The 18,660-nt window shown below is 66.3% G+C and carries 16 protein-coding genes; 7 read left to right on the top strand and 9 right to left on the bottom strand.

Annotated elements, in window-relative coordinates; genetic code table 11:
* Positions 1-55: 55 nt before the first annotated feature.
* The 6 genes from ACT7B3_RS04020 to ACT7B3_RS03995 form a co-directional block, all read right to left on the bottom strand.
* Positions 56-988 (bottom strand): prenyltransferase, encoded by a 933-nt coding sequence (locus tag ACT7B3_RS04020; RefSeq protein WP_445156925.1) that lies wholly within the window; start codon positions 986-988, stop codon positions 56-58.
* Positions 989-993: 5 nt separating this feature from the next.
* Positions 994-1,659, bottom strand: coding sequence for an alpha/beta hydrolase (locus tag ACT7B3_RS04015; protein WP_444678277.1), 666 nt, complete (start codon positions 1,657-1,659; stop codon positions 994-996).
* Positions 1,660-1,737: 78 nt separating this feature from the next.
* Positions 1,738-3,507, bottom strand: a complete 1,770-nt coding sequence (locus ACT7B3_RS04010; RefSeq protein ID WP_445158839.1) for an SLC13 family permease — start codon at positions 3,505-3,507, stop codon at positions 1,738-1,740.
* Between the two features lie 189 nt (positions 3,508-3,696).
* Positions 3,697-3,903 carry a cold-shock protein gene (locus ACT7B3_RS04005; RefSeq protein WP_010629501.1) on the bottom strand — a complete coding sequence of 69 codons (207 nt, stop codon included), beginning with the start codon at positions 3,901-3,903 and terminating at the stop codon, positions 3,697-3,699.
* Between the two features lie 200 nt (positions 3,904-4,103).
* Positions 4,104-5,753, bottom strand: coding sequence for a GMC family oxidoreductase (locus tag ACT7B3_RS04000; protein ID WP_444678278.1), 1,650 nt, complete (start codon positions 5,751-5,753; stop codon positions 4,104-4,106).
* Positions 5,754-5,772: 19 nt separating this feature from the next.
* Positions 5,773-7,284, bottom strand: coding sequence for a CoA-acylating methylmalonate-semialdehyde dehydrogenase (locus ACT7B3_RS03995; RefSeq protein ID WP_445156924.1), 1,512 nt, complete (start codon positions 7,282-7,284; stop codon positions 5,773-5,775).
* Positions 7,285-7,456: 172 nt separating this feature from the next.
* Between ACT7B3_RS03995 and ACT7B3_RS03990 the strand changes: the two genes are divergently transcribed.
* From ACT7B3_RS03990 to ACT7B3_RS03980, 3 genes are all read left to right on the top strand, one after another.
* A complete protein-coding gene (locus ACT7B3_RS03990; protein ID WP_445156923.1) occupies positions 7,457-8,359 on the top strand; it encodes a LysR family transcriptional regulator in 903 nt (300 codons plus the stop codon).
* Between the two features lie 135 nt (positions 8,360-8,494).
* The gene (locus tag ACT7B3_RS03985) at positions 8,495-10,228 is read left to right on the top strand and encodes an isocitrate/isopropylmalate family dehydrogenase (protein ID WP_445156922.1); all 1,734 of its coding nucleotides are present in this window, start codon (positions 8,495-8,497) and stop codon (positions 10,226-10,228) included.
* Positions 10,229-10,523: 295 nt separating this feature from the next.
* The gene (locus ACT7B3_RS03980; RefSeq protein ID WP_445156921.1) at positions 10,524-12,485 is read left to right on the top strand and encodes an alkaline phosphatase D family protein; all 1,962 of its coding nucleotides are present in this window, start codon (positions 10,524-10,526) and stop codon (positions 12,483-12,485) included.
* Positions 12,486-12,524: 39 nt separating this feature from the next.
* Here ACT7B3_RS03980 and ACT7B3_RS03975 read toward each other — a convergent pair whose 3' ends face one another.
* Complete coding sequence (locus tag ACT7B3_RS03975) at positions 12,525-13,604, bottom strand: NAD(P)-dependent alcohol dehydrogenase (RefSeq protein ID WP_445156920.1); 1,080 nt, start codon at positions 13,602-13,604, stop codon at positions 12,525-12,527.
* 115 nt (positions 13,605-13,719) lie between these two features.
* Positions 13,720-14,286, bottom strand: coding sequence for an NnrU family protein (locus tag ACT7B3_RS03970; protein ID WP_445156919.1), 567 nt, complete (start codon positions 14,284-14,286; stop codon positions 13,720-13,722).
* Positions 14,287-14,480: 194 nt separating this feature from the next.
* Here ACT7B3_RS03970 and ACT7B3_RS03965 point away from each other — a divergent pair, with 194 nt between their 5' ends.
* Entirely contained in the window at positions 14,481-14,948 is a 468-nt protein-coding gene (locus ACT7B3_RS03965) for a DUF2243 domain-containing protein (RefSeq protein ID WP_445156918.1), read from the top strand.
* Positions 14,949-14,950: 2 nt separating this feature from the next.
* Entirely contained in the window at positions 14,951-15,736 is a 786-nt protein-coding gene (locus tag ACT7B3_RS03960) for a cytochrome c oxidase assembly protein (protein WP_445156917.1), read from the top strand.
* Between the two features lie 26 nt (positions 15,737-15,762).
* On the opposite strand, the gene ACT7B3_RS03955 is transcribed toward ACT7B3_RS03960, so the two are convergent.
* On the bottom strand, positions 15,763-17,265 hold the full coding sequence (locus ACT7B3_RS03955; protein WP_445156916.1) for an FAD-dependent oxidoreductase: 1,503 nt from the start codon (positions 17,263-17,265) through the stop codon (positions 15,763-15,765).
* A 229-nt stretch (positions 17,266-17,494) separates the two neighbouring features.
* Here ACT7B3_RS03955 and ACT7B3_RS03950 point away from each other — a divergent pair, with 229 nt between their 5' ends.
* Together ACT7B3_RS03950 and luxS are read left to right on the top strand one after the other, a co-directional pair.
* The gene (locus ACT7B3_RS03950) at positions 17,495-17,986 is read left to right on the top strand and encodes a YciE/YciF ferroxidase family protein (protein ID WP_444678288.1); all 492 of its coding nucleotides are present in this window, start codon (positions 17,495-17,497) and stop codon (positions 17,984-17,986) included.
* A gap of 101 nt (positions 17,987-18,087) precedes the next feature.
* A complete protein-coding gene (luxS, locus tag ACT7B3_RS03945) occupies positions 18,088-18,612 on the top strand; it encodes an S-ribosylhomocysteine lyase (protein ID WP_444678289.1) in 525 nt (174 codons plus the stop codon).
* Positions 18,613-18,660 lie beyond the last annotated feature (48 nt).

The following is an 18,660-nucleotide window of genomic DNA, read 5'->3' as shown; positions in this document are numbered from 1 at the left end:
CCATCTTGCCCAGCAGGCCTGGCCGTGTCGATACAGCCAAGGGCGCAAACGCCGCTCAGGCCGCCGCAATGAGCCCCAGGTTGAGCAAGGTCAAGCTTCCCAGCAGCACGGCCACATTGCTCCCCATCAGCGGCAGCAGCGGCGCCAGCTCGCCCTGTTCCACCTCGGGCGGCAGCCGCCACAGGCCGCGCACCAGCCAGGCCAGCAGCGGCAGCGCCAGCCACATCAGCCAGGCCGTGCTGGGCAACGCGCCGAGCTGCCAGGCCAGGGGCACCACAGCGAAGGCCGCAACCATCAGCAGCGCCACCAGCCGGGCCGCTCGCCGCGGCCCCAGGCGAATCGCCAGGTGGTCGCGCCCCACCCGGCGATCGGCCTCGATATCGGGCAGTTGGTTGAGCAGCAGCAGCGCGCTCACCATGGACGTGGGCACCAGCGCCGCCGACACCGCCGTTGCGCTCAGCGTACCGGTCAGCGCTTGGTAGCCGCCCGCCACCATCAGCAGGCCAAAGCCGACCCCCGGCGCCATCAGACAGAGCCAGGGCCGGCGAGTCAGCCAGCCGGTATAGGCCACCACCAGCCCCACGCCGGCGAGACCGTAAAGCAGCATGGCGGGGCCCGTACGCCACAGGAACCAGGCACCGATGCCGACGACGCCGGCCAGGCAGACCTGCGCGGCGGCCAACACCGCCCGGGCGGCAGCGGGGCTTGCCTGCAGCGCCCCGCTGCCGCCGGAAAACGCTGTGCGCTGGGTCAGCGCATCGAGCCCTGAGCGGTAGTCATGGTGCTCGTTGAACAGGTTGACGGCGGCGTGGGCCAGCAGCGCGCCGAGCAGCACCAGCAGCGCATCGAGCCCGCTCGTGCCAAGGCCGTCGGCCCAGGCGGCGGTCAGCGCAAGTCCGGCGCACAGCGGCGCCAGCAGCAGGAAGTTCGGCCGGCTGCTGTGCAGGCAGGTACGCAGCCGGCTGGGGGCCGCGACGGTCTCGCGCATGCCGCTCAACCCAGTCGGGCGCTCAGCCACTTGGCGATGTCGCTTACCTGCTGCGGGCAGACCGCATGCGCCATCGGGTAGCTGTGGTACTCCACGGCGTAGCCCAGCTCCTGCAGGCGCTGACTGGCGGCCCTGCCGAGCATGTCGGGCACCACCGGGTCGAAGCTGCCATGGTGGATGGCAATCGGCAGCTCGCGGTTGGCTTCGTTCAGCTCGATGGTGTCGGCGGTGGCGAAGTAGGTGGAGAGCGCCAACAGCCCGCCTAGCGGCGCCGGGAACGAGAGTGCCGCCTGGTAGGCCACCGCCCCGCCCTGGGAGAAGCCGGCGAGGATGATGCGCCGACTGTCGATGCCGAGGTCGATCTGCTCCTGCATCAGCTCCTGAATGCGCTCGGCGGAGGCCACCAGCTGTGTCGTGTCGACACGCCGGTCCAGGCTCATCTCGAGAATGTCGTACCACGCCGGCATGACCATGCCGCCGTTGATGGTCACCGGCAGCCGCGGCGCATGGGGCAGGATGAAACGCACGCTGGCCTCGGCGGGCAGCGGAAGCGCCGGCACCAGGGGCTCGAAGTCGTGGCCGTCGGCCCCCAGGCCATGCAGGATAAAGACACAGGCGTCGGCGGGACGGCCGCTCCTGGGTTCGATGATCAGTTCGCCGGGGTGGCTCATGGCGGGCTTCCTTCGTCGCAGTCGGTCGAAAGCCGACACCCTACCGCAAAGCCATGACCACGGCGAGCATCGGGCGGCTCAGAACGGCCACACCAGAGGAATCAGCGCCAGGGCAACGATCGCCGTCAGCACGTTGAGCAGGCCGCCCACGCGCAGGAAGTCGCCGAAGCGGTAGCCACCGGGGCCGTGCACCATCAGGTTGGTCTGGTAGCCGATAGGGGTGAGAAAGCTGGCCGAGGCGGCAAACATCACCGCCACCACGAAGGGCATGGGGTTGACGCCCAGACTCTCGGCGCTCGCCATGACCACCGGGAAGGTGATCACCGCCGCCGCGTTGTTGGTGACCAGCTCGGTCAGCAGCGCTACCAGCAGGTAGCTGCCGATCAGCAGCAGCCAGGGGTTGCCGTCGGCCAGGCCCAGGGCGAGGCCGGCCAGGGTGGCGGCGGCGCCGGAGCTCTCCAGCGCCGCGCCCAGGCCGAAGGAGGCGGCGATGGTGAGCAGCACCTGGGTATCGAGCCCACGTTTGGCCGCTCCCACCGAGCAGCAGCCGGTGACCAGCACCAGCACCGCACCCAGCATGGCGGCGTTCATCATGCTCATCACGCCGAAGGTGGCGAGCGCTACCACGCCGGCCAGGATGCTCCAGGCCAGCCAGGCCTTCTCGTGCTTGGGACGCGCCTGGCCGTTGACCTGGCTGATCAGCAGGAAGTCACGCGACTGGCGGTGGCGCTCGATGAACGGCGGACGCGCCTCCAGCAGCAGCACGTCGGCAGGCTGCAGGCGCACCTGGCCGAGGTTGCCCGCCACGCGCTCGCCGCCGCGGCACACCGCCAGCACGGCAGCACCGTAAAGGCTGCGGAAGTGGCCGTCACGAATGCGCTTGCCGACGAACTGGCACTGGTCGGACACCACCGCCTCCACCAGGCGCCGCTCCTGGAACTCCTTTTCCAGGCTCGATTCACCGTGCCGCGACGGCCTAAGTCCGCGAATCTGCTGCAGCTCCACGGCGCCGTCGGAGGTACCGGCAAACACCAGCCGATCGCCGCCCTTGAGTCGTTCGCCTGGCCCCACCACGCTGACCACGTTGCCCTCGCGCTCGATCTCTACCAGGAACAGCTCGCGCAGGTGGCGCAGGCCGGCCTCCTCCACGCTGCGGTCAACCAGCGGGCCGGCGGGGTCGACTTCCATCTCGATGGTGAATTCGCGGGGATTCTCGAAGGCCGAGGCTGCGCCACGGCGGGCGGGAAGCAGGCGCGGGGCAATGAAGATCAGATAGAGCACCCCGATCAGCGCCACGGGCAACCCCACCCAGGCGAGGTCGAACAGCCCCATCTCCAGGCTCGGATAACGCTCCACCAGCAGGCCGTGCACCACCAGGTTGGTGCTGGTGCCGATCAAGGTAACCGTGCCCCCTAGGATGGAGGCGAAGCTGAGCGGCATCAGCAGCCGGTGCGCGGGCAGCTGCAGGCGGCGACTCCAGCTCAGCACGGCGGGAATGTAGGTAGCAACGACCGGCGTGTTGTTGAGAAAGCCGCTGAGGGCGGCTACCGGTACAACCAGGCGGGCCAGGGCGATGCCTTCACGCCGCGGCCGACCCAGCACATGGCGAATGATCAGGTCGATGCCGCCGGTCTCGCGGATGCTGGCTACCAGCACGTACATGAAGGCCACGGTGAACAATCCAGTGCTGGAAAAACCGCCCAGCGCCTGGCTCGGGTCGATCACGCCCAAGGTCAGCAGCAGGATCACCGCCCCCAGCAGTACGATGTCGGGGCCGAGGCGCGAGAAAGCCATCAGGGGAAAGACGGCCGTGACCACGGCCAAAGAGATCCAGGCATCCAGCGGCATGTTCATGGGTTCCGTTCACCAAGGAGCCCGGCCATTGTGACGGCAGCCGCATATTCTAAAAAGTTATTTTTAGAAATTCCTAAATGCCAAAAACGAATATAAACCGAAGCAGCACTCACGCAAAAAGGCCCGCTTTCGCGGGCCTTTCTTGCCACCGAGGTGGCACATCAGTTCATGGTGAGCCGAAGCTTAGCCGATGACCTTGATGTTGGAAGCCTGGAGGCCTTTCTTGCCCTGAGTGACGTCGAAGGAAACCTTCTGGCCGTCCTGCAGAGTCTTGAAGCCGTCAGCCTGAATCTCGGAGAAGTGAGCGAACAGGTCGTCACCGTTGTCGTCCGGAGAGATGAAGCCGAAGCCCTTAGTGTCGTTGAACCACTTGACAGTACCAGTAGCCATTATCGTAATTCCTCTAACAGCATTGATTTTCCGGGAAATACCCGAGTTGCAGTGGGCAAAACAAGAAACTTTTCACCGGGAAATCGACGCCGGAGCGTTACGATGACCACTTGCGATGTTCGACTTGCCAACCAACTGCACGCATCTTGCGCTCTTCACTCACCCACGTCAAATACTATTTTGTGTGGATGACGTAATTGTTACCGCCCCGCGAGAATCCAGCCCGCCGCCTTCTCGGCAATCATCAGCGTCGGAGAGTTGGTGTTGCCGCTGGTGATGGTGGGCATGATGCTGGCATCCACTACCCGCAGCCCCTCGACGCCATGCACGCGCAGGTGGGCGTCCACCACCGCCAGGGGATCGTCGCCACGGCCCATCTTGGCCGTGCCCACCGGGTGGAAGATGGTGGTGCCGATGTCGCCGGCCAGGCGCGCCAGGTCCTCATCGCTCTGGTACTCCACACCCGGCTTGACCTCTTCCGGCCGATACTTGGCGAAGGCGGGCTGCTCGGCGATACGCCGCGTGACTCGCAGCGAGTCAGCCGCCACCCTGCGATCCTCCTCGGTGCTGAGGTAGTTGGGCGCGATGGCCGGGGCCTGACGCGGGTCGCGGCTCTTGATGCGCACGCTGCCGCGGCTGGTGGGGTTGAGGTTGCACACGCTGGCGGTGATTGCCGGGTAGTCGTGCAGCGGCTGGCCGAAGGCCTCGAGGCTCAGCGGCTGGACGTGGTATTCGATGTTGGGATGTTCATACTCGTCGCTGCTGCGGGTGAAGATGCACAGCTGCGAGGGGGCCATGCTCATCGGCCCGGTGCGGCGCAGCAGGTACTCCATGCCGATCTTCGCCTTGCCCAGCCAGGAGGCGGCCAGGGTATTGAGCGTCTTGGCGCCGGTGACCTTGTAGACCGAGCGGATCTGCAGGTGGTCCTGCAGGTTCTCCCCTACCCCGGGCAGCTCGTGAACCAGCGGAATGCCATGCTCGGCCAGGAGCCCCGCCGGGCCGATGCCGGAGAGCTGCAGCAGCTGCGGCGAGCCGATGGCGCCGGCGGCCAGGATCACCTCGCGTTTAGCGCTGACCCGGCTGACCGTGCCGTTGCGCTCGAGCTCGACGCCGCTGGCACGGGGCTTGCCCTCCGCGGTGTCGAACAGCAGGCGGTGGACCTGGGTGGAGTGCCACAGGGTAAAGTTGTCGCGCTTCTCGCACACCGGACGCAGGAAGGCCTTGGCGGCGTTCCAGCGCCAGCCGTCGCGCTGGTTGACCTCGAAGTAGTCGACGCCCTCGTTGTCGCCGCGATTGAAGTCCCGCGTACGCGGGATGCCCGCCTGCACCGCCGCTTCGGCGAAGTCGTCGAGCACCTCCCACTTGAGGCGCTGCTTCTCGATCCGCCATTCGCCGCCGTGGCCGTGATAGTCGCGGTGGGCGGCATCGGCATCGCCGCCCTCGTCCAGGCGGTAGTGGTCTTCATGCTTCATGAAGTCGGGCAGGCAGTTCTCCCAGCGCCAGTCGTCATCGCCCACCAGCTCGGCCCAGCCGTCGTAGTCGCGGGCCTGGCCGCGCAGATAGAGCATGCCGTTGATGCTGGAGCAGCCGCCCAGGGTCTTGCCGCGCGGGTAGATCAGCGAGCGGCCGTTGAGCCCCTTGTCCGGCTCGGTCTTGAAACACCAGTCGGTACGCGGGTTGTTGATGCAGTAGAGATAGCCCACCGGGATATGCACCCAGTGGTAGTTGTCGCGACCGCCCGCCTCGATCAGCAGCACCCGGTTGGCCGGGTCGGCGCTGAGGCGGTTGGCCAGCAGGCAGCCGGCGGTGCCGGCTCCCACCACGATGTAGTCGAATTCCTGCTCTGCCATGGGGGCTCTCCCGTCCCACTCATTTATGGGTCGGCATGGCGAACTCTGCGCCTGCGTTGATCGAGTCGGACCAGCGTTGCATGATCGACTTCTGCCTGGTGTAGAAGCGCACACCCTCTTCGCCGTAGGCGTGGGTGTCACCGAACAGCGAGCGCTTCCAGCCGCCGAAGCCGTGCCACGCCATGGGCACCGGGATCGGCACGTTGATGCCGACCATGCCGACCTGAATGCGACGGCCGAACTCGCGGGCCACGCTGCCGCTCTCGGTGAAGCAGCTCACGCCGTTGCCGAACTCGTGGTCGTTGATCAGTTGGATGGCGGTGGCGATATCGGGCACCCGCACGCAGGCCAGCACCGGGCCGAAGATCTCTTCCTTGTAGATGGTCATCTCCGGGGTGACGTGGTCGAACAGCGAGCCACCCATCCAGAAGCCTTCGCCGCAGCCGTCGCCGGTGGTGGCGGCATCGAACTCACGGCCATCGACCACCAGCTCGGCACCCTCGGCGACGCCCTTCTCGATGTAGCCGGTAATGCGCTGGTGGGCCTGGGCGGTGACGATGGGGCCCATCTCGGCGTCGAGCTCGAGGCCATTCTTGACCTTCAGTGCGCGAGCGCGCTCGGCCAGGCGCGGCACGATCTTGTCGGCCACGTCGCCCACCATCACCGCCACGCTGATCGCCATGCAGCGCTCGCCGGCGCTGCCGTAGGCGGCACCGATCAGGGCGTCGACGGCCTTGTCGAGGTCGGCGTCGGGCATCACCACCATATGGTTCTTGGCCCCGCCCAAGGCCTGGACACGCTTGCCGTGGCGCGCGCCGTTCTCGTAGATCAGGTTGGCGATGGGCGTGGAGCCGACAAAGGAGAGCGCTTGCACGTCGGGATGCTCGATCAGCGCATCGACCGACTCCTTGTCGCCCTGCACCACGTTGAATACGCCGTCGGGCAGGCCGGCCTGCTTGAGCAGCTCGGCGATCAGCAGCGAGGCGCTGGGGTCGGTGGGGCTCGGCTTGAGGATGAAGGTGTTGCCGGCGGCGATGGCCACGGGGAACATCCACATCGGCACCATGACCGGGAAGTTGAACGGCGTGATGCCGGCCACCACGCCCAGCGGCTGGCGCATCGTCCAGTTGTCGATGCCGGTGCTCACCTGCTCGGTGTAGTCGCCCTTGAGCAGCTGCGGGATGCCGCAGGCGAACTCGACGATGTCGATGCCGCGGGCCACCTCGCCCTGGGCGTCGGTGAAGACCTTGCCGTGCTCCAGGGTGATGGCGCGGGCCAGCTCGTCCTTATTGGCGTTGAGCAGTTCGAGGAACTTGAACAGCACCCGCGCGCGGCGGATCGGCGGCGTGTCGGCCCAGGCCGGGAAGGCAGCCTGGGCGGCGGCAACGGCAGTCGCCACATCGGCGCGAGCGGCCAGCGCCACCTGACCGGAGACCTGCCCCGTCGCCGGGTTAAAGACATCCTGGGAGCGGCCCGACTCGCCGGCCGTCATTTGCCCACCGATATAATGTCCGATCATGTTCTGCGTCATGAGGTCTCCGTCTTGTCGTTGGCTATCTATGGTCGAGTGCCGCGTCATTCGTCGCTTTCAGCGAGAGGCACATGACATTGACCGACTAGCCTACGCTGCCTACGGCAAGGATCAATTGAGTAATTCAAAAGCCAGATATAAGTTACGCTTATATCTTGGAGGGACGACTCGCATGCATGACCTCCCCACCCTGCGCGCCTTCGTGACCGTGGCCCGTGAAGGCAGCGTCTCGCGCGCCGCCGAACGCCTGCACCTGACCCAGCCGGCAGTCAGCCTCAAGCTCAAGCACCTGCAGGAAGGGCTAGGGCTGGCGCTGTTCCAGCGCCGCCCCCAGGGGCTTTCGCTGACCGCCGACGGCCAGGCCCTGCTGCCCGCGGCGGAGCGGGCCCTGGCCGCCATGGCCGATTTCGAGCAGAGCGCCCGCAGCCTGCACAGCACGCTGCGCGGCAGGCTGCGCATCGGCACCATCGTCGACCCCGAATTCATTCGCCTGGGTGCCTTCCTGCATCGCCTGGTGGAGCGCGCACCCCAGCTCGAGACCGAGCTGCAGCACGGCATGAGCGGCAGCGTGCTGGAGTGGATTCGCCGCGAGGACCTCGACGTCGGCTTTTTCCTCGCCCCACCCGGCGAGGGCCCGGGGACGGAGACACCGGATATCGACCACCGCGAGCTGACCCACTTCGATTACCACGTGGTGGCCCCGCCCGGCTGGGGCAATCGGGTGGCCAGCAGCGACTGGGCGAGCCTTGCCGCCCTGCCGTGGATCGTCACGCCGCCGCTCTCGGCCCACCACCGCCTGCTGCATGGCGTACTCGACCCGCTGGGCGTGACGCCTCACGGCGTGGCCCAGGTAGACCAGGAGGCGTGCATGCTCGACCTGGTGCGGGCCGGCGTGGGCCTGAGCCTGGCCCGCGACGCTCTGGCCATGGCCGAGCGCCAGGAGCGCGGGCTGGTGGTGGTCGAGGGGGTCCGACTGCCCTGCGCGCTGTGCTTCGCCTGGCGGCGCGAGCGCGGCGAGGAGCCCGCCATCGCGGCAGCGCTGGAAGTGCTGGAGAACGTATGGGGGAAGCGCTGAAGCGCATTCCCTACTGCACGCCTTACTGCTTTCTGCGCGTAGCGGTGTGGCCGTACCAGGCGTACCCTTGGGCCAGTCGCGCAGCGCCACGATCACCCAACACAAGCAAGCGTTTACCACAGACAGGAAGCCGTGATGAGCAACAAGATCCGCGTCGATGCCCCTCTCGTCATCCTGCATGGCGACGAGATGGCCCAGGTCGCCTTCGCGAGGATTCTCGAGACCTTCGTGACCTCCCGGCTGAAGATTCCCCTGGTGGAGATCGATCTCTCGGCGGAAAACCGGCTGGTCTCCAACGGGCAGGTGGTGATCGACGCCATCGAGGCGCTGCGCAAGCACGGCGTGGGGATCAAGAACGCCGGCATGACGGTCAACCGCAGCCAGCTCGGCGAGCTGCTCGCCAAGCACCCCGAGATCGACGGCACCCGGCTGCACCCGCTGGCCACCAAGTCACCCAATGGCGCCATCCGCAAGGGCATCGGCGGCAACATCACCCGCGAGGACATCCAGTTCCGCAACCTCAAGGTGAAGCGCCCAGAATGGGTCGGCCGCGACATCGTGGTCGACACCATGGAGTTCGGCGGCATCAAGGACAGCTACAACGAGCTCTCGCGGGCGACCGGCGTGGTCAAGCTGATGTTCGTGGGAGCCAGCGGCGACCCGGTGGAGCTGCACCGACGCGAGGTCAACAAGGGCGACCCCTGGCTCCTGGCCACCAACGACCTGGAGGAGGTGAAGGCGTGGGCCCACCGCTTCTTCCAGCGGGCCATCGGCGAGAAGCGCGACATCTACCTGGGGCTCAAGGACACCGTGATCGCCGGCTACGACGGCGTGATGCGCGCCGCCATCGAAGGGGTATACGAGGCGAACTATCGGGAGCAGGTCGAGGCCCTGGGGCTCAAGTACTTCTACGAGCTGATCGACGCCCAGGCGGCGCGCCTGGTGGCCAACCCGCCGCAGCGGGCACTGTGGGGAGTGCCGGACAACACCACCGGCCGCAAGCTCTACAAGCTGGTGGAGCAGCTCAAGCGCTACGGCATTCCCGACCGCAAGGTCCAGGTCTCCATCTCGCGCATGAGCGCCGGCGGCGGCGACCAGTACGGCAGCTTCAACGCTCCCGCCGAGGAGGACGGCATCCTCAAGGTGATCATCGACGGCGAGGAGAAACATGCACGCCGGGTCAGCAAGGGCGACCCCATCCTGCTGATGTCCAACGACCAAGCGGCGATCAAGGACTGGGTGCTGCAGGTTTTCCGCGACGCCTCGCGCAAGGGCAAGGAGGTCTATTTCGGCCTCAAGCGCGAGTACATGGAGTACGACGAGGTGTTCAGCACCGTGATCACCGACGTGCGCCGGGAGCTGGCCCAGGGCGGCACACCGCCGCCGTCCTTCATGATCATGCGGCCCTCCAGCCAGCTCATCAAGATGATCACCGACCCACCCCGCAATGCCCTTTACCCGGCCCAGAACCTGGACGGCGACATCTTCTCGGACATTTCCGCCGCACTGGGCGGCAGCCTCGCCACCGCCAGCTCCATCATCGAGAGCAAGGACGGCACCATGCTCTTCGAGGCGCCCCACGGCACCGCCCACGACCTCTACCTGAAATACCTGGAAACCGACGGCAAGGAGGCGCACTTCAACTCGTCGGCGCTGCTCTTCGCCGTGGCCAACGCCCTGGAGACCCTGGGCGAGCGCGAGGAGAACGATGCCCTGGTCGACTATGCCCACCGCCTCAAGGCGGCGCTGATCGACACCGTTGACGCCGGCATCATTACCGGCGACCTCAGGGGCAAGACCAACGACCCGGCACGCGAGACCCTGGTCGACATGAACGGCTTCCTCGACGCCGTCGCCAGCCGCCTGTAGCGCCGTCCCCGAAGGCCGCTCACGCGCGAGCCATCGTCCCTACCCCAGCGAAAAGCCCGCCGGAGAGTACCCGGCGGGCGTTGACGATGACACCCTGCCGCGCCGGCTTGCCCGATGCTGGCGTTAGCGTTCATGCTGCGTTCATGCCGGACCCGGCATCCTTGGCCGCATGACGCTACGGTTTCGCCCCGCTTCCCGGGTGCATGGCTCGCCGCCCAGCGCAGGCGCGCCCCGGCCTGCCGGGGCTGGCTGCCGTCGAGCCCGCTTCGCTAGCGCCGCCAGGCCTCCGATGATCATGCCACTGCGATATGGAGCTAACTTGAACGGCACCCTCTGCAACGAAGTCCCGCTTCCTGCAGTCCTGGCCGGCCCGCTGCTGCGGCGCCTGTCGCCCGAGCGCCTGGTGCTCTGGCTGGCCACCACCCGCCGCCTCGAGCTGACCCTCGTCCTCACCCCGGCGGGTGAGGCAACCCGGTGGCTCACCCTGGACGAACACTGCCGGTGCCTGCCCGTGGGGCGCCACGCCTGGCTGCACCTGATCGACCTGCCGCTGGAAACACCGCTGCCCCGCGACAGCCTGATCACCTACGACCTCGGCTTTCGGGACGCAGGCCTGGCGCGGGGAATCGCCGACTGGGGGCCCCACCTGCTCGATACCGACGGCGAGCTGCCCAGCTTCGTGCTGAGCAGCCGCCACCACCGGCTGCTCCATGGCTCCTGCCGCAAGCCCCACCACGATGGCCCCGATGGCCTGGTACGCGCCGAGGCCTGGCTGGCGGAAAGGCGCCACCAGCCCGACGAGCGCCCCGCCTGGCTGCTGATGACCGGCGACCAGATATACGCCGACGACGTCGCCGGCCCGATGCTGGTGGCCATCCATGCGCTGATCCGGCGCCTGGGACTGTTTGACGAGCCGCTGGAGGGCGCCGTGGCGACCGACAGCCGCGCCCTTCACGGCGAGGCCGCCCACTACTATGCCCGCGAGTCGCTGCTGCCCGACGTCGAGAGCAGCAAGAACCTGCGCGAGCGCTTCTTCGGTGGCGTGCGCAAGCCGGTGTTCACCTCGGCCAACGCCCACAACCACCTGGTCACCCTGGCCGAGATGGTGGCCATGTACCTGCTGACCTGGTCACCGACGCCCTGGCGGTTGATCGAGATCGAAGCGCCCCCGCTGGCGGAGACGCAATTCGCCCTGTTTCAGCAGCAGCAGGCGGTCATCGAACGCTTCGTGCAGGGCATGCCGGCCTGCGCGCGGCTGCTGGCCCGCCTGCCCACTCTGATGATCTTCGACGACCACGACGTCACCGACGACTGGAATCTCACCGCCGACTGGGAAAGCACCGCCTATGGCCACCCCTTCTCGCGGCGGATCATCGGCAATGCCCTGGTCGGCTACCTGCTCTGCCAAGGCTGGGGCAACGACCCGGACCGCCTCGCCGAGCCGCTGAACGAATGCGTGCGCCTGCTCGAGGGCGCCGCCGCGAACGACGGCTGGCTCGACGGCAAGGCGCTGGACACCCTGATCCGCCGGCTGCTGCGCTTCGAGGGCTGGGAGTACCAGGTGCCCGGCGAACCGCCGCTGGTGGTGCTGGACACCCGCACCCGCCGCTGGCGCAGCGAACGCAGCCCCAGGCGTCCATCGGGGCTGATGGATTGGGAAGCGTTGAGCGACCTCCAGCAGGCGCTGCTGGATTACCGCTCGGTGGTCATCGTCTCGCCGGCGCCGATGTTCGGCGTCAAGCTGATCGAGGTGGTGCAGAAGCTCTTCACCCTGGCCGGCAAACCGCTGGTGGTGGATGCCGAGAACTGGATGGCTCACCGCGGCGCGGCCAGCGTGCTGCTCAACATCTTCCGCCATTCGCGCACCCCGGGGAACTACGTGATCCTCTCCGGCGACGTGCACTACTCCTTCGCCTACTACATCAGGATCCGCCATCGCAGGCAGGGGCCGCACCTGTGGCAGGTCACCTCCAGCGGCATCAAGAACACCTTTCCCAACACCCTGCTCGACTGGTTCGACCGGCTGAACCGCTGGCTCTATGCCCCCCGCTCGCCGCTCAACTGGCTGACCCAGCGCCGTCGCCTGGCCATCACCCCGCGCGACCCGGACCGCGCCAAGGCCGGCGAACGGCTGTGGAACGGCTGCGGGATCGGCCTGGTGGACTTCGACGACCAGGGCCGACCCCGCGAGATTCGCCAGCTCGACGCCCGCGGCTTCGATGTCCGCTTTCCCTTGGCGACTCAGGACGACGGCTGACGCCGCCGCCTCGGTACGAAAAGAAACGGCCCGCAGGGCTCAACTTGCCTGAATGGCGACCTTCAAGACCCCATCGCGCTGGTGGGAGAAGAGATCATAGGCCGCGACGATGTCCTCCAGGGCGTAGCGGTGGGTCACCATGGGGCCGAGGTCGATGCGCCCGGTTTCGATCACCTGCATCAGGCGGCGCATGCGCTCCTTTCCGCCCGGGCACAGCGAGGTAATGATCTTGTGGTCGCCCAGGCCGGCGCAGAAGGCACCGAGGGGGAGGGAGAGGTCGCTGGAGTAGACGCCCAGGCTCGACAGGGTGCCGCCCGGCTTGATGACCCGCAGCGCCGCCTCGAAGGTGGACTGCAGCCCCAGCGCTTCGATGGAAGCGTCCGCGCCCCGCCCGCCGGTGAGGCGCAGGATCTCCTCGACCACGTCGACCTTGCGAAAATCGAGGGTAATGTCGGCGCCCATCTGGCGTGCCATGGCCAGGCGCTCGTCGACGCCGTCCACGGCGATGATCAGCCCGGCGCCACGCAGCCTGGCCCCGGCCGTGGCGCACAGCCCGATCGGGCCCTGGGCGAACACCGCCACGCTGTCGCCGATCTTGATGCCCGCGGACTCGGCGCCGGCAAAGCCGGTCGACATGATGTCGGGGCACATCAGCACCTGTTCGTCGCTGAGGCCGTCGGGCACCGGCGCCAGGTTGGCCTGGGCGTCGGGCACCAGCAGGTATTCGGCCTGGGCACCGTCGATGGTGTTGCCGAAGCGCCAGCCGCCCATCGGCTTGTAGCCGTGGGCATGGTGTCCGCCATCCTGGGCGCTGCAACCATCCTGGCAGGCGTAGGAGGTGAAGCTTGGGCATATGGCGCCGGCGATCACCCGCTGTCCTTCCTGGTAACCCTGAACGTTGGCGCCCAGCTTCTCGATCACGCCGACCGGCTCATGGCCGATGGTCAGGCCCCGCTCGACCGGGTACTCCCCCTTGAGGATATGGATGTCGGTGCCGCAGATGGTCGTGGTGGTGACGCGCACCAAGGCATCGTTGGGGCCAATCTCGGGAATGGGCTTGTCGTCGATTTCGATGCGGCCAGGCTCAACGAAGATCGCGGCTTTCATCATGGCAGGCATGGTCGTTCCTCGGATCGTGAAGCCGGCAACCGGCGACTCTCCTAGCTTTGACCATGCGCTGCCATGCCGCCTTGATTTAAATCAACGTCATTTTCACCGCAGGGACACGCGCTGATTACATCACCGGCACACCGGTGATCCATACGTGCAGATGGAAGGCAAAGAGGTAGTAAGCGATCAGGCCGCCGACGACCGCAATGGCGGTGCCGACCGGACGCGGTGCGACGGACGGGCTGGGCTGGCGGCGGCGAGCAGAGCGAAAGTCGAGCACGGCCCACAGCAGGAAGGCACCGAAGAAGATGATGTCGCCCAGCCTGCCATTGGCCAGCAGATGCCCGAATGCCCACAGCTTGACGGCCAGCACCATGGGGTGGCCCAGCTTGGCCTTGATGTGATTGTTGGGCACATAGGCGGCTACCAGCAGGATGAATGCCGGGATCATCAGCAGCGCCACGGCATGGCGCAGCCCCATCGGCGGGAACCATACCCATGTGGGGTCGAGCCGCATGCGCCCATAGCCCCAGATGGCTATCGCCAGGCCGAACAGAGACACCAGGGAAAACAGCAGCTTCCAGCGCTGCTCGCCCAGGCGCTGGACTTGGGCGGTGCGCCAGTCTTCGGCAACGATGCGCACGGAGTGCGAGCCGAGAAATATCACGAGGCCAAGGATCATCACGAGCATGAGCGCTTCCTATGCAGTGCAGATGGATACGGCGGCTATGCAGCGGCCGCAAATGAAACAGCGTGCAGCTTAACCACACTGGCGGGTGACACCAACCTTCGTGCACCACACGGGCGCCGCAAATAGGGTCATCCACTTGCGTCGTGACTCGGCTGGCCTACTGTTGAGAGACGTCACCAAGCGCAAGGATGCCTATGCCGACGTCCCAGACGCCACCGCCCAAGGAGACGGCCGCTCGGCGGTCACTGTGGTCCGCTGCCTTGGTCGGCGCCGGCATCATGGCCGGTATCGACGAGATCGTCTTCCATCAATTGCTGCAGTGGCATCACTTCTTCGACCATGCCACGCCGACCATCGGCATCGTCTCGGATGGCCTGCTGCATGCGGCAGAGCTGCTGGCCATCGTGATCGGTGCCTTCCTGCTGCTCGACCTGGCACAGCGGCGCCGGCTGGCGGCGCACTGGGCCTGGGCCGGTCTTTTCCTCGGCATGGGCGGCTTCCAGCTCTTCGACGGTATCGTCAGCCATAAGCTGCTGCGCATCCATCAGATACGCTACGGGGTCGACCTATTCGCCTATGACCTCGCCTGGAATCTCTCCGCCCTGGGGCTGCTGCTAATGGGAATGTGGCTCTATCGGCGTGCCAAGCGGCGGGACCGCTGACCATGCACACCAACGACACAGCGCTGCTGGCCTGGCTGCCCCTTGCCCTCGCCTGCCTGGTCACCGTAGCCTACCTGCTGGCTGCGCGGCGACAACGGCGGCTAGGCAACCCCTGGAGCCACTGGCGCAGCGCCTTCTTCGTCCTGGGCAGCCTGCTGGTTATCCTGGCCCTGGCGCCTCCCATGATGAGCCGGGCGCATCACGACCTGAACAGCCACATGGCCCTGCACCTGGTGCTGGGCATGCTGGCACCGCTGGCCTGGGTGCTGGCCGCCCCCGTGACTTTGCTGCTGCGCGCCCTGCCACAGGCGGCTGCACGCCGAGTTGCCGCCTGGCTTGGCAGCGTGCCGGTTCGCGTCGTATCGCACCCGCTAAGCGCCCTGCTGCTCAACATCGGCGGCATGTACCTGCTCTACCTCACCCCACTATATGCCCTCTCGCTGCACCACGCCCTCCTGCACCACTGGGTACACCTGCACTTCCTGGTGGCGGGCTATCTCTTCTGCTGGGCGATCCTGGCAGCTCCCGATGCTTCGCCCCACCGGCTCAGCCTGCACTTTCGCCTGGGGGTGCTGTTCCTCTCCATGGCCGCCCACGCCCTGCTGGGCAAGCTAATGTACGGCTACCACTGGCCACGCGGCACCGGCCACAGCGTGGCGGAGATCCAGGCCGCCGCCCAGTGGATGTATTACGGCGGTGACCTGGCCGAACTCCTGCTTGCAGTGGCACTGCTGGCGCTCTGGCTGCGCACGCCACCCGAACGCCGCCAGGGCTTGCTCACCCGCTGAAGGGCGCCGCGCCGGCTGAGGTACGCTCAGCCTTGCCGATCGCCGTTGTTGTACTTGCGCTCCAGCGCATGAAAGGCAGGCCCTTCCAACACCTCCCCGTCGATATCGAAGCGGCTGCCATGGCAGGGGCAGTCCCAGGTCGATTCGGCGCCGTTCCAGTGCACGATGCACTTCATGTGCGGGCAGACTGCCGACAGCACCTTTAGCTCGCCGGCGCTGTTGCGGTGAATGGCCAGCTTCTCGCCATCTACCGTGGCCACCCGCCCTTCGCCGGCGACAATATCGTCGAAATCCTCCAGCTTGGCCGTGCCCAGGTAGTCCTTGACCATGTGCTTGGTGACCGTGGCGTTCTCCTTGGCGTACTGCAGCGCCGACTTTCCGGGCGTGATACGCCGGGCGCCGAAGCGCGCCGCCCAAGGGCTATCGCTGCCCATGACCTGGTCGGCGATGATTTGGCCGGCCAGCGTGCCCCACACCAGGCCGTCGGCGGCGAAGCCGGTGGCCATGTAGAGATGGTCATGCCCATGCACGCGACCGATGTAAGGCAGCCCATCGGGCGAGCTGTACTGCTGGGCGGACCATTGGTGGGTGAAGGCGGCGATATCGAAATGCGCCGAGAGGTAGTCGCGCAGCTGCTGGTAGTGGTCCGCGTGGTGCTCACCCGTCTTGTGCTTCTCGCCGATCACGATCAGGTAGCGCTCGTCCTGGTAATGGTAGCTGCGCAGCGAGTGGAAGGGGTCCAGCACCCAAAAGATGCCTTCCGGATAGTCGCCGCTGCGCAGGCGAGCGGCCACCGCGTACTCCCGCGACACCAGCATGCCTGCCTGCAGCAGGTTGATGCCCTTGGGAGTGTGGGTGGCAAAGACGATCTCCCGCGCCGTCACCTGGCCACGGTCGGTCGTCACGATACCCTGCCTGGCATCCACCGCCCTAACCGGCGTGTGCGGGTGCACCACCACGCCTTGACGGATCGCGGCATTGGCCAGCCCCTGCACGTAGTGCAGGGGGTTGAACTGCGCCTGATTGGAAATGCGAATTCCCCAGTTGTCGAACGGCAGCGCCGTGGCATCGACCCGTTCGGCATCGAGCCCCGCGCTGATCAAGGCGTCCAGCTCGTCGTTGAGGTCATGCTGGGTGCTCTGGCGATCGTCATTGAGCAGGCGAAAGGCCGGTTGGCGCTTGAACTGGCAATCAATGCCCAGCCGATCCACCATAGCTTCGATGTCGTCCACCGCCTCGGCGCGGGCCTTCACTACCTCACGGGCCACCTCATCACCCCACTTGCGGCGAAGCGGCGCCTGCCCGGACGCCAAGGTGGCATAGAGATTTCCGGTAGAACCCCCCGTGACTCCCGCCCCGACCGACAGCGCCTCCAGCACCATCACATGCTGTCCGGCCTCGGCCAGCGCCATGGCAGTGGTCAGGCCGGTAATGCCAGCCCCGATCACCACGACATCGACCGACATGTCCCGATCCAGCGGTGCGTACTGCGCCACACCCTTGCTGCCCAGTTTCCAGATGGCATCCATTCGTATCTCCCTTCAATACCTGCGAGCGTCCTGTGCTGACACAATTTATAGAAGCAAGCGCCGGGGGATGCGAACCGGATGCGGCAGCAGCGCGGCGGCCGGATCCGGCAAGCATTGCAGTTCCCTACATATCTTCGCCAAACGGCAAAGAACGTGACGCGATGCGCCTGCTACGTTAGGTGGACCGTGAAGGAAAACGGACGTTGTTCAACGTAAGAGGAGGCACCTCATGGTCATCAAGAACGCTCAGGAACTGTTTATCCGCCTACTGTCCGAGGCCAACAGTGCCGAGAAGCAAATGACGCGCGCGCTGCCCAAGATGGCACGGGCCGCCGACGACCAGAAGCTGGTGGAAGCCTTCAAGGAGCACCTTGAGGAGACCCAGGGCCAGCTGGAGCGCATCGAACAGGCCGCCGATTCGATTCCCGAAGTGCGCGTGAAGCGCCTCAAGTGCCATGCCATGGAGAGCCTGATCCAGGAGGCCGAGGATCTGGTCGATGCCACCGAGAAGGGGCCGGTTCGCGATGCCGGGCTGATCGCTTCCGCCCAGAAGGTCGAGCACTTCGAGATCGCCGCCTACGGAACGCTCTGCGAACTGGCCGAACAACTGGGCCATACGCAAGCCAAGCAGATCCTGGCCGAAACGCTCAAGGAAGAGAAGGCGGCTGACGACAAGCTGAGCAAGCTGGCCAAGATGGATATCAACAGGAAGGCGGGCTGAACAGGCGCTTGAGAAGGCCGCCGCCTTGCGCAGGCGGCCATTGCGACGTCATTCTGCTACCATGAAGGGCTTCGCAACCTGGCTGGAAGAGAGAGTCGAGCATGCCGTTACTGGATAGTTTCACCGTCGACCACACGATCATGAACGCCCCGGCGGTCCGCGTCGCCAAGACCATGACATCGCCTTCCGGCGACACCATCACGGTGTTCGACCTGCGCTTCAACAAGCCGAACGAAGACATGATGGGCGAGAAAGGCATCCACACCCTGGAGCACCTGTTCGCCGGGTTCATGCGCAACCACCTCAATGGCAGCGACGTGGAGATCATCGACATCTCCCCCATGGGCTGTCGCACGGGCTTCTACATGAGCCTGCTGGGCAGCCCCAGCGAGAAACGCGTCGGTGACGCCTGGCTTGCCGCCATGCAGGATGTGCTGAACGTCAAGCGGATGGAAGACATTCCGGAGCTCAACGAGTACCAGTGCGGCACCTTCGTGATGCACTCGCTCGAAGAAGCCCAGCAGATCGCCAGGGGCATCATCGAGCGCGGCATCGGCGTCAACCGAAACGAGGAGCTCGCGCTGAGCGCAGAACAGCTGCAGGCACTCGGCAACAAACCCAGCTGACCGAGACCCCCACAGCGGCCAAAGGGGCGAAATGCCCCCTCTACTGGT

It is taken from the genome of Halomonas sp. E14, assembly GCF_052568415.1.
Note: the sequence above shows the minus strand (reverse complement) of the source record. Positions and strands in the feature narration are given on the sequence as shown.